10 protein-coding genes are annotated in these 11,535 nt (G+C 66.4%); 8 read left to right on the forward strand and 2 right to left on the reverse strand.

The features are described from left to right. The first annotated feature begins 14 nt into the window (after nt 1–14). From dut to AOP75_RS12000, 4 genes are read left to right on the forward strand one after another with little or no spacing between them, the layout of a single operon-like run. The gene (gene dut, locus AOP75_RS11985; RefSeq protein WP_062079321.1) at nt 15–461 is read left to right on the forward strand and encodes a dUTP diphosphatase; all 447 of its coding nucleotides are present in this window, start codon (nt 15–17) and stop codon (nt 459–461) included. Further along, a complete protein-coding gene (locus tag AOP75_RS11990) occupies nt 458–1,084 on the forward strand; it encodes a DUF3710 domain-containing protein (protein WP_062079322.1) in 627 nt (208 codons plus the stop codon). The genes dut and AOP75_RS11990 overlap by 4 nt, the downstream gene beginning before the upstream one ends. Next, nucleotides 1,081–1,356 (forward strand): OB-fold nucleic acid binding domain-containing protein, encoded by a 276-nt coding sequence (locus tag AOP75_RS11995; RefSeq protein WP_062079323.1) that lies wholly within the window; start codon nt 1,081–1,083, stop codon nt 1,354–1,356. Before AOP75_RS11990 ends, AOP75_RS11995 begins: the two co-directional genes overlap by 4 nt. Continuing rightward, the gene (locus AOP75_RS12000) at nt 1,353–2,141 is read left to right on the forward strand and encodes a DUF3159 domain-containing protein (RefSeq protein WP_062079324.1); all 789 of its coding nucleotides are present in this window, start codon (nt 1,353–1,355) and stop codon (nt 2,139–2,141) included. Before AOP75_RS11995 ends, AOP75_RS12000 begins: the two co-directional genes overlap by 4 nt. Here AOP75_RS12000 and AOP75_RS12005 read toward each other — a convergent pair. Then, nucleotides 2,059–2,745, reverse strand: a complete 687-nt coding sequence (locus AOP75_RS12005) for a potassium channel family protein (protein WP_062079325.1) — start codon at nt 2,743–2,745, stop codon at nt 2,059–2,061. The two genes, AOP75_RS12000 and AOP75_RS12005, sit on opposite strands and share 83 nt — an antisense overlap. Then, a complete protein-coding gene (locus AOP75_RS12010; protein WP_062079326.1) occupies nt 2,742–3,407 on the reverse strand; it encodes a potassium channel family protein in 666 nt (221 codons plus the stop codon). The genes AOP75_RS12005 and AOP75_RS12010 overlap by 4 nt, the downstream gene beginning before the upstream one ends. A gap of 41 nt (nt 3,408–3,448) precedes the next feature. Between AOP75_RS12010 and AOP75_RS12015 the strand changes: the two genes are divergently transcribed. From AOP75_RS12015 to dxs, 4 genes are all read left to right on the forward strand, one after another. Next, the gene (locus AOP75_RS12015) at nt 3,449–5,347 is read left to right on the forward strand and encodes an APC family permease (protein ID WP_161794576.1); all 1,899 of its coding nucleotides are present in this window, start codon (nt 3,449–3,451) and stop codon (nt 5,345–5,347) included. Then, a complete protein-coding gene (locus AOP75_RS12020; protein ID WP_062079328.1) occupies nt 5,344–6,546 on the forward strand; it encodes a class I SAM-dependent RNA methyltransferase in 1,203 nt (400 codons plus the stop codon). The genes AOP75_RS12015 and AOP75_RS12020 overlap by 4 nt, the downstream gene beginning before the upstream one ends. A gap of 68 nt (nt 6,547–6,614) precedes the next feature. Then, nucleotides 6,615–9,428 carry an aconitate hydratase gene (locus tag AOP75_RS12025; protein ID WP_062079329.1) on the forward strand — a complete coding sequence of 938 codons (2,814 nt, stop codon included), beginning with the start codon at nt 6,615–6,617 and terminating at the stop codon, nt 9,426–9,428. Between the two features lie 114 nt (nt 9,429–9,542). After that, nucleotides 9,543–11,417, forward strand: a complete 1,875-nt coding sequence (gene dxs, locus AOP75_RS12030; protein ID WP_062079330.1) for a 1-deoxy-D-xylulose-5-phosphate synthase — start codon at nt 9,543–9,545, stop codon at nt 11,415–11,417. Nucleotides 11,418–11,535 lie beyond the last annotated feature (118 nt).

Below are 11,535 nucleotides of genomic sequence, written 5' to 3' on the forward strand. Positions count from 1 at the left end.
GCTGACTGTCACTCATGACCGACGTCGAGATCCTCGTCTCTACGACCGACCCCGACGTCCCGCTTCCGCGCTACTCGCATCCGGGTGACGCGGGAGCGGACCTCACGACCCGGCGCGACGTCACACTCGCGCCGGGCCAACGGGAAACTGTCCCCACCGGCCTGCGCATTGCACTCCCCGCAGGCTATGCCGCGTTCGTTCACCCGCGCTCCGGCTTGGCCGCCCGTCACGGCGTGACAGTCGTGAATGCGCCCGGCACCGTCGACGCCGGGTACCGTGGCGAGGTGCAGGTCACGCTCTTGAACACCGATGCTCACAACAGCGTCGAACTCAAGGCCGGCGACCGGATCGCGCAGCTGGTGATTCAGCGCGTGGAACGTGCCGCATTCGTGGCAGTGGCCGATCTCCCGGGATCCCACCGCGGCGAAGGCGGATTTGGATCGACAGGAGTGCAAGGATGACTGAGGACCAAGGCTACGACGACGGGCTCGACGAGCTCACGGGAGCCGACGGCCCGTGGGACTGGGACCAGATTCCTGCTGACCAGGACTTCGTTTACTACGGTCCCTTGCGCCTGCCAGCCATCGCGCACATGAAGGTCCGCGCGGAGATCGATCCGTCGAATGACAAGTGTGGAGCGGTGAGCGTGAAGATCGCTGACTGCCAGGTACAACTCCAAGTCCTCGCGGCACCCCGCGGAACCGGTCAGTGGACGCAGACGCGACGCACCATTACGGAACGGTTGCGTCCCGCGGGCGAGATTCACGTGACGGAGGGCCGCTTCGGTCCCGAGATCGAGGCTCGGCTCACCCGCAAGAACAAGCAGGGCGAGGACGTCATGATCCCCATGCGATTCTTCGGGCCCGAGGGGGACAGGTGGCTGCTCAAGGCGGCCGCGATGGGTCCATCCGTGCACGAGGACTCGACGCGCGAACGCATCGCGGACTTCCTGTCTCGCTGCGCGGTCGAACGCGGACCCCAACCCATGATCGCCGGCACCGTTCTCGTCCTGGACTTCCCGCGCTTCCGCAAGGACGGCGATGAGCCCCAGACTGAGCAGGCGGGCGCGGATTCAGCATCGTGACTTCCCACGCCGACGTCGTGCCCATCAGCGCTGCCCGCGCCAGGACTGAGGCGTCCGTCCGCGGTCGCATCGTCTCGATCAGGGTGGAGCCTCGCGACGCGGCACCGCAGCTGACGGCTCGGATCGACGACGGCTCCGGACGCCTCGACGTGGTCTTCATGGGACGTCGTGAGGTGCCGGGGATCGAGCCCGGGGCCATTGTCTCGGTACACGGCCGCGTGAGTGCCGCTGAGGCCCTTCCGCGCATCTTTAACCCCGAGTACACACTGTGACGCAGGAGCCAGGGCAGCACGCAGACGGGACCGATCCCAGCAACACGGGTGGGGTTGACGAACCGCCACACGGCGGCGGCGCCGCAGACTCCACGGAGAGCGGCGCGCCAGACGCCGCGCAGCAGGCAGTCGCGGGCGGCCGGGTGGGCAAACTCATGTCAGCTGACGAGTTTTCCTTCGCTGACGCGGTCGGCGGCTGGCGAGGCTTTGTGGAATCGGTGGCCCCGGGATTCGTGTTTGTGCTCGCATTCCTCACGGTTGGTGGGATGCGTGTGCCGGTGATCGCGGCGGTAGCCACGATGGTCGTGCTCGTCGTCATCCGACTCATCCAACGCTCGAGCATTCAACAGGCACTCGCCGGCGTGGTCGGCGTGGCGATTGGCGCAATCTGGGCATGGCGCACGGGTGAACCCGAGGACTACTTTGTGCCAGGGCTGTGGATCAACGCCGTGTACGGCATTGCGACGCTGGGCACCATGGTGGTGCGGTGGCCGCTCGTGGGCATTGTGTGGGGTCTGTTTCAGGGGGACTGGAAGGGATGGCGCGACCAGCCGGGCCAGATGCGTGTGATGCAGCGCGCCACAGCCGTGCTCGTGGTCATGTACGCCTTCCGTCTCGCCGTTCAGCTCCCCCTGTACTTGAGCGATCAGGTTGCGGCGTTGGGCACAGCACGCCTCGCCATGGGCGTGCCGCTGTTCGCGCTTACTCTGTGGGTGGTGTGGCTGATGGTGCGCTCCGCAGCACCGCGTCCAACGCCTCCGGATCAGCCTCAGCCGACACAATAAACAGCAGCTCGTCGCGTGCCTCAAGGGTGTCAGCGGGGCTGGGTGCGATGGTGCGGTCTGAGCGCACGATGCATGACAACACCGTCTCCGGCGGCCAGGGGATCTGGCGCACGGTCGCGCCGACCACGGGGGAGTCTGCGGGCAGCGTCACCTCGATGATCGACGCACCCGACTGGTGGAAGGTGAAGACCTTCACGAGGTCTCCCACAGCGACGGCCTCTTCCACCATCGCCGTCATGATCCTCGGTGTGGAGACAGCGACATCCACACCCCATTGGGCGTCGTACATCCACTCGTTGCGGGGGTTGTTGACGCGCGCCACGGTGCGGGGCACACCAAACTCCGTCTTCGCAAGGAAGGACACGACGAGGTTGGACTTGTCGTCACCGGTCGCGGCGACAACCACATCCATGGATTCGGTACCGGCCTCGCGCAATGCGCTCATTTCGCAGGCGTCGGCGAGCATCCAGTCGGCTTCGGCGACCTGCGCGACGCGCATGGCGGCGGGAGTGTTGTCCATCAGGAGGACCTCGTGGCCATGGCTCAAGAGGTCGCGTGCGATCGATCGCCCGACTGAGCCCGCACCCGCAATCAAGACCTTCATGAGGCTGCTCCCGGTGCTCGCGAGATGATCCGCTCCGCCGCGGGTGCGGCGTCGGTCGGAATAACAAAGTGCGCCTCGTCGTCGGACTGCAGCACGGTGGAGTCCTCCGGCAACAGCGCCTTGCCGAACCGCACGAGGTAGGCAATGCGGGTGCCAGTCGCGTGCTCGATTTCCGTGAGCTTGCGCCCCACCCACGCGTGGTTCACCGCAAGGCGACGGATCGACACCCCGGCGTGGGCGTCCGTGAAGGACTCTTCCTTACCGCCGGGGAGCAGGCGCGACACAATCTGGGCGCTCGTCCACGGCACCGGAGCCACGGTGGGAATCCCCAGGCGTCGGTAGACCTCAGCGCGGCCGGAGTCGGCGATGCGTGCGATGACGTTTTCGACTCCGTACGTCTCCCGCACCACCCGCGCGGCCAAGATGTTGGAGTTGTCTCCTGAGGACACGGCGGCAAACGCGTACGCCTGTTCGACTCCAGCAGACACCAGGGTCTCCCGGTCAAAGCCGATGCCCGTGATCTTTTGACCTTGGAAGTCGCTGGGCAGGCGCCGGAACGCGTCTCCTACCCGGTCAATGACCGCGACCGAGTGGCCGCGCGACTCGAATTCGGACGCCAGCGCGGAGCCTGTTCGCCCGCAGCCCATGATGACAATGTGCACGGTCCCCCACGCTATACCCCCTGCGCCTAGGATGGTGCGACGTGCGACGTGTACTGCAGAAGTTAAGGCGCCTGGTGTTCGGGCAGCCGATCGCCACCGATGCGGTCGTGCCCGTCACGTTGCGCACGCGCCTGGCCTTGCCGGTATTCGGCGCGGGTGTCCTCTCAGCAGTCACGTACGCCCCCGATGCTGTGGTCGATGCGCTGCGCCACGGCAGTCAGCAGGGCGCAATTCCCTATATGGCACTGGGCGTCGTGCTCATCATGCTGTTGCTGGGCTTCGCGTATCGCTCCAACGTCCACGCGCGCCCGGACTCGCTGGGAGACTACGGCCTGGTGCGCGACGTCCTGGGGCGCCGGTCCGGGGTCGTCACCGGAGCATCGGTCCTAGTCGACTACCTCTTCACGGTGGCGGTGTCGGTGGCCGCCATCACCCAGCTCGTCGCTTACTTGGTGCCGCAACTCCAAGCGTGGGACGTGCCGCTGTCCGTCGCGATCGTGGGAGTGGTCACGCTCGTGGCGCTGCGCGTCATGCGCGACCGGGCCCGCGTGATGGTGGGCGTGTGGTTTGGCTTCCTCATCGCCGTAGCCGTCATGGTGGTGCTGGGCCTCGCGCGCTTTAACGCGGAGAGCATCAGCCCCATCGGTGCGAACGCGCCGGAGACCTGGTCCGTGTGGTTCTCCTACGCCGGCGCCATCGCATCCGGCGCCGTCATGGTGACGGGCATTGAACACCTGGCCGCCTCAGCGCCCCATCACGCGAAGCCCAGGGGCAAGCGCGCGGGCCGCACGCTGTTGATCGCCGTCGCCGCGTCTGCGATCGCGTTCTTCTCGGTCGCGTACCTTGCCTGGACATATCGCGTGACGGGGTGGGCCAAGGGCCCGGTCATTGCGCAGGTCGCCGACAACGTCTTCAACTACGCCTTCGCTGTGTGGATCGTCGCCGCGATTGCCATGGCCCTCCTGTACGCCGCCGTCGCGGCCGTGTTCCGTCGTTTCTCCGACCTCACGTCGTATCTCGCCAAGGACGCGTACTTGCCGCGCCAGCTCGCGATGCGCAACGACCGTGCGGTCCTGCGCGGCGGGGTGCTGATGATCGCGACCGCCTCGGCTGTCGTCGTGGCATTGGCGGGCGCCGAGGTCGAGACGCTCATCCACCTCTACGTCATTGGCGTCTTCACCTCGATCGTTTTGAGCCAGATCGCGATGGTGCGTTGGACCGATCGCAAACTCAAGCTCGCGACCGACCGCCTGGCCCGCCGCAAGCTGCACGGGCGCAAGGCGCTGCACCTCGTTGCGGCGATTGTGGCTGCCGGCGTGTGGCTCGTCGTCGCGGTCTTCAACTTTGTGAACGGCGCATGGATCGCCATTGCGTTGATCTGCGGGCTCGTCATCGTGATGCACGCCATCAACCGTCACTACGCCGCGGTGCGGGCGGACGTGCGCCTGGACAAGACGGATCTTGAGGTTGCTCTGCCCAGTTCGACGCGTGGGGTGGTGCTGATCGCGCAACTGCACCGCCCGGCGCTGAGGGCGCTCGCCTACGCGAAGGCAGCGCGACACTCCACGCTGGAAGCGGTCGGAGTGCAGATCGAGCGCGAGCCCGCCGCGAAGCTCCAACGGGACTGGGGCAAGATCGACTCCGGCGTCCCATTGGTCATTCTCGATTCGCCTTACCGCGACCTCGTTGGTCCCGTGATGGAATATGTCACCTCCATCCACCGCACGAGCCCCCGAGAGGTGGTCGTGGTCTACGTCCCCGAGTACATCGTGGGACGGTGGTGGGAGCGTGCGCTTCACAACCGCTCGACGACCAAACTGCGACAGCAATTGTTGGGCCTCAAGGGTGTGGTCGTGGCGGCCGTGCCATGGCACTTGGAGTCTGCGCGTGAAGAGGGCATCCACGAGGAGGCCCCGGAACCAGATGAGGACTTGCCATGACGGACCAGGTACTGGAACTAGAGATTGGTGCGCCCGCCCATGGCGGGCACTGCGTGGCCAGGGCCGATGGCCGGGTCGTGTTCGTGCGCCACGCTCTCCCGGGTGAACGGGTCAAGGCGCGGCTCACCGAAGCTGGCGATGACGCGCGTCTGTGGCGGGCCGATGCCGTCGAAATCCTCGAGGGGGCCTCCGACCGCGTGGATCCGGTGTGGCCAGAGGCCGGCGCGGGTGGTGTGGGCGGGGGAGAGCTGTCCCACGTGTCGCTCGACGGCCAACTGCGTTGGAAGCAGGCGGTCATCGACGAGTCGTTTTCCCGCTTTGCTAGGCGCGACTTCCCAGGGCGCATTCACCAGGCCGCCGGCGACGAGTCGCGCGGAGGGTTGCGGTACCGGACTCGCGTGAGCGCGACCACGGACGCTGAGGGCCGGCCAGCCATGCGCGGGCACCGCTCGCGTGAACTCATCGCGCTCACGTCCATGCCGCTCGCTACCGAGGCAATCGAGCGCGCGCTGCTCGACATGCGCGTGGCGGCGGGTTCGCGGATCGCCATCGCGGAGGGCTCGGACGGCGTCCTGCGTACGACGGTCAACGGCGAGCCGTACAACCAAGGCCGCCGCGACAAGCGCTCCAACGCGCCGCGGACCGTGCGGCAGTCCTTTGAGGTCAACGGAACGACCCACGACTTCAAGGTCACCGCAGACGGGTTCTGGCAGGTCCACCGCGAAGCACCTCGCACGCTCGCCCAGGAAGTACTGAACCGAGTCGGAGACGCCGAACGCGTGGCCGACCTTTACGCCGGCGCCGGGCTCTTTACCGTCCCGCTCGCGGCCAGCGGCCGCACCGTCGTCTCGATTGAAGCTGACGCCGACGCCTCGCGCGCCGCCAAGCGCAATAGCCACGCCACACCACACGCGACCATCGTCCACGGTGACGTGCGACGCACGCTGGCGTCAGGCATCGGCCCGGTTGACGCGATCGTGCTGGACCCACCGCGGTCTGGAGCGGGGGCAGCGACTGCGGCCCTCATGGCCGCCACCGGCGCCGCACGCATGGTGTACGTCGCGTGCGACCCCGTCGCGCTCGCGCGCGACACCGCGACCCTCGCAGAACACGGCTACGAGCTGACCGATGCGACCGCCTACGACCTTTTCCCGATGACCCACCACGTGGAGGCCATCGCGACGTTTGAGCGCCGCTGAGACGTCCGCATTCGCCCCACGCTATCGCCGGTAGACTGGACGCCGGTCAACACCAATGGAGGATGTGCATGAGCGAGAACACCCTGGGAGCCAAGGCCACGCTAGACGTGGATGGCAAGGCATACGAGATCTACCGACTAGGTGCGGTACCCGGCCTGGAGAAGTTGCCCTTCTCGTTGAAGGTTCTCGCCGAGGCGCTACTGCGGACCGAAGACGGCGCGAACATCACTGCCGACCACGTTCAGGCACTTGCCGCGTGGGACCCCAAGGCTGATCCCGACACGGAGATCCAGTTCACCCCCGCACGTGTGGTCATGCAGGACTTCACCGGCGTTCCCTGCGTCGTCGACCTCGCGACCATGCGCGAGGCGGTCGTGGACCTGGGCGGCGACCCCGCCGTGATCAACCCACTCGCACCCGCGGAAATGGTGATCGACCACTCCGTCGTGATTGACGTGTTCGGCCGCAAGGACGCGCTCGAACTCAACACGGCCCTCGAGTACGAGCGCAACCGCGAGCGCTACCAGTTCCTGCGCTGGGGCCAGACCGCATTCGACAACTTCAAGGTGGTGCCCCCAGGCACCGGAATCGTGCACCAGGTCAACCTCGAGTACCTGGCACGCGGCGTCATGACGGCCGAGGTCGACGGCGCTGTTCGCGCTTACCCCGATTCCTGCGTCGGCACGGACTCGCACACCACCATGATCAACGGTCTGGGTGTGCTCGGCTGGGGCGTGGGTGGCATCGAGGCAGAGGCCGCCATGCTCGGCCAGCCCGTGTCGATGCTGATCCCCAAGGTGGTGGGCTTCAAGCTCACCGGCGCGATCCCCGCCGGCGCCACCGCGACCGACGTCGTGCTCACCATCACGGAAATGCTTCGCCAGCACGGCGTGGTCGGCAAGTTCGTCGAGTTCTACGGTGAAGGTGTGGGCGCGGTGCCGCTGGCTAACCGCGCGACCATCGGCAACATGTCGCCCGAGTTCGGCTCCACCGCCGCGATCTTCCCGATCGACGACGTCACCATCGACTACCTGAAGCTCACCGGTCGCTCTGAAGACCAGGTCAAGTTGGTCGAGGCGTACTGCAAGGAACAGGGCATGTGGCACGACCCCTCGGCTGAGGGCTACGTCGAGCCTGTGTTCTCCGAGTACCTCGAGCTCGACCTGTCGACCGTCGTCCCCTCCATCGCCGGACCCAAGCGCCCCCAGGACCGCATCGCCTTGAGCGACTCGAAGGGGTCCTTCCGCCAGTCCATCCTCGACTACGCGCACCACGAGGACCAGGTCACTCACGGCCTCGACGAGTCCGTCGAAGAGACGTTCCCCGCTTCTGACCCGATCGCCGCTGAGGCACACGCGGGAGATGCTCCGGAGCCCGCGCAGGCGGTGGCGACCTCGGCAGCACCGCGTCCGACCAAGAAGGTGCCGTTCACGCTCGAGGACGGCACTCAGACCGAACTCGACCACGGCGCTGTCGTGATCGCCTCGATTACGTCGTGCACCAACACGTCTAACCCCTCGGTGATGCTCGCGGCAGCTTTGCTCGCCCGCAACGCGAACAAGCGTGGCCTCGAGGTCAAGCCGTGGGTGAAGACCTCGATGGCGCCCGGCTCGCAGGTCGTCACGGACTACTACGAGAAGGCCGGCCTGTGGCCCGACCTCGAGAAGCTTGGCTTCCACCTCGTGGGCTACGGCTGCACCACGTGCATCGGCAACTCGGGTCCGCTGCCGCAGGCGGTCTCCGACACGGTGAATGACCATGATCTTGCAGTGGTGTCTGTGTTGTCCGGTAACCGCAACTTCGAGGGGCGCATCAACCCCGACGTGAAGATGAACTACCTGGCGTCGCCTCCGCTCGTGATTGCGTACGCTCTGGCCGGCACCATGGACTTCGACTTTGAGGCCGATGCGCTTGGTCAGGACGAGGACGGCAACGACGTGTTCCTCGCCGACATCTGGCCGGACGCGACGGAGGTCGAGGAGATTGTGCAGTCCTCGATCACCGAGGAAATGTTCGCGAAGGACTACGCGGACGTGTTCGCCGGTGACGAGCGCTGGCGTGGGCTTCCCACTCCTGACGGCAAGACGTTCGAGTGGGACAGCGAGTCCACCTACGTGCGCAAGCCCCCATACTTCGAGGGCATGGAGGCCACTCCCAAGCCCGTGGAGGACATCTCCGGTGCCCGGGTTCTCGCCCTTTTGGGTGACTCCGTCACGACCGACCACATCTCGCCCGCAGGCGCGATTAAGGCCGACTCACCTGCAGGCAAGTACCTCGCAGATCACGGCATCGAGCGTCGGGACTACAACTCGTACGGTTCGCGTCGCGGTAACCACGAGGTCATGATTCGCGGGACCTTCGCGAACATTCGCCTCAAGAACCTGTTGCTGGATGGTGTGGAAGGTGGTTTCACCTACAACTTCACCAAGGGCGAGCAGGACACCATCTACGACGCGGCGCAGGACTACGCGGCAGCTGAGACGCCGCTCGTGGTGCTCGCGGGCAAGGAGTACGGTTCCGGCTCCTCGCGCGACTGGGCCGCGAAGGGCACCAGCCTGCTGGGCGTGCGCGCCGTCATCACCGAGAGCTTTGAGCGCATCCACCGCTCGAACCTCATCGGTATGGGTGTGCTTCCGCTTCAGTTCCCTGCGGGGCAGTCCGCTGGCTCGCTCGGTCTCGACGGGACCGAGACGTTCGACATTGTCGGAGTCGCGTCGTTCAGTGCAGGCGAACACCCGCGCACCCTTCCGGTGAAGGCGACCAAGGCAGACGGCACGGTCGTCGAGTTCGACGCCGTGGTGCGCATTGACACCCCGGGAGAGGCGGACTACTTCCGCAACGGTGGCATCTTGCAGTACGTGCTGCGCTCGCTGGTGGCATAAACACGCCAACAGCCGCCGCCTGGGGCGTCGCGACGGACACGTCGCGGCGCCCCTTGCCACATCCCGGCCATTCGCCGTCGTAGAGTGGTCGATACATTTGCCACAGGAGGTTGCGTGCTCGAGCGCATCACGTCCCCGCAGGATTTGCAGGGACTCGATTCACAGGAACTGACGGAACTCGCCGCGGAGATCCGCGAGGTACTCGTCGATTCGGTGTCGCGCACCGGCGGACACCTGGGGCCCAACCTCGGCGTGGTGGAATTGACGCTGGGCCTGCACCGCGTCTTTGAGTCGCCCAAGGACACCCTCGTCTTCGATACGGGTCACCAGTCCTACGTCCACAAGCTCCTCACGGGACGGCAGGATTTCTCCGGGCTGCGGAGCCGCGGCGGTCTCGCCGGATACCCGCAGCGCTCCGAGTCGGAGCACGATGTGGTCGAGAACTCGCACGCCTCCACGTCGCTATCGTGGGCGGCCGGCATTGCGCGTGGAAACACGCTGCGGGGACAGACTGACCGTTCCGCAGTAGCCATCATCGGGGACGGGGCCCTGACCGGCGGCATGGCCTGGGAGGCACTCAACTCGATTTCCGCCACCAACGACCGTGTCGTGATTGTGGTGAACGACAACGGCCGCTCGTACGCACCCACGATCGGTGGGCTGGCGCGCAGGCTCGACGGCATCCGTACTGACCCCCGCTACGAACAGTTCCTTGGCTGGGGCAAGCGCACCTTCAAGGACCGTGGAGCATTCCGCACGTTCGCGTACAAGACCGTCATGCACGGCAAGCGTGCGCTCAAGGGGCTGATCACCGAGCAGGGCATGTTCGAGGACTTGGGGCTTAAGTACGTGGGTCCCGTCGACGGGCACGACCTCGAGCAGGTGGAGGCGGCACTGACGCATGCGCGAGACTTCCGCGGCCCGGTGCTTGTCCACGTTCTGACGGAAAAGGGTCGCGGCTACTCGCCGGCGGAGGAAGACGTCGCCGACCGTTTCCACGCCGTCGGCAAGATCCACCCCGAGACCGGTTTGCCTGTTCAACCCAGTAGGTTCGGTTGGACCAAGGTCTTTGCCGAGGAGATGCTCCAGGTGGGGCGCGAGCGCGAGGACGTCGTGGGTATCACTGCCGCGATGTTGGCACCGGTGGGACTGCAGCCGTTCGCTGAGGAGTTCCCCGATCGCGTGATTGATGTCGGCATTGCCGAGCAGCACGCGGTGACATCCGCGGCCGGCCTGTCATTCGCTGGCCTTCACCCGGTGTTTGCCGTGTACGCGACGTTCCTGAATCGCGCGTTCGACCAGGTGCTGTTGGATGTTGCGCTCCATGGCGCAGGTGTCACGTTCATGCTGGACCGCGCAGGTATTACAGGAGACGACGGCCCCAGCCACAACGGCATGTGGGACATGGCGTTGCTGCGTCATGTGCCCGGGCTGCAGATCGCGGCGCCGCGAGACGCCGCCACGCTTCGTGCCGCATTCCGAGACGCCGTCGCGGTCGATGATGCTCCCACGGTGGTGCGCTATCCCAAGGGCCCTGTGGGAGATGACTTGCCCGCTGTCCGGGTGGTGGGCGCGATGGAGGTGCTCGCCGAGCACGGTGAGTCCGCGCGCGTGGCCGTCCTGGGCTTGGGGCCCATGGCGTCCACTGCCGTGGAAGCGGCGGAAAAGATTGCCGCAGACGGCCACAGCGTCGTTGCCGCGACCGCAACCTGGGTCCACCCGGTTCCAGAGGGTCTGGTGGAGCTCGTCTCTGAGTGTGACTGGGTCGTCACGATCGAAGACGGTCTGGCGGATGCCGGTCTAGGGCAGGAGTGGGCCGTTGCCGCGCGTGAGGCCCGCAACAGTGCCGAGTGGCTTCACCGCGGGGTGCCGCGAGAGTTCCTGCAGCATGCGTCGCGAGCGCAGATCGTCGAAGCCTCGGGCTTGGACGCCAGCGCCATTGCCGACGCCGTGCTCGAGCGCCTGAGCGACGCTCCCAGCGCGTCGTAGCGACCAGCACGCACGCGCCGCGCAGGGGAGCGGGCCCGCGTGTGGCGCGCTAGCCGCGACATTCGCGTGTGGCGCATGTGGTCCGCCGATGGCGTTGACCCCTATTGGCGTTCGATGG

Origin of the sequence: Demequina globuliformis, from assembly GCF_000975155.1 — a bacterium.
GTDB classification, from domain to species: domain Bacteria; phylum Actinomycetota; class Actinomycetes; order Actinomycetales; family Demequinaceae; genus Demequina; species Demequina globuliformis.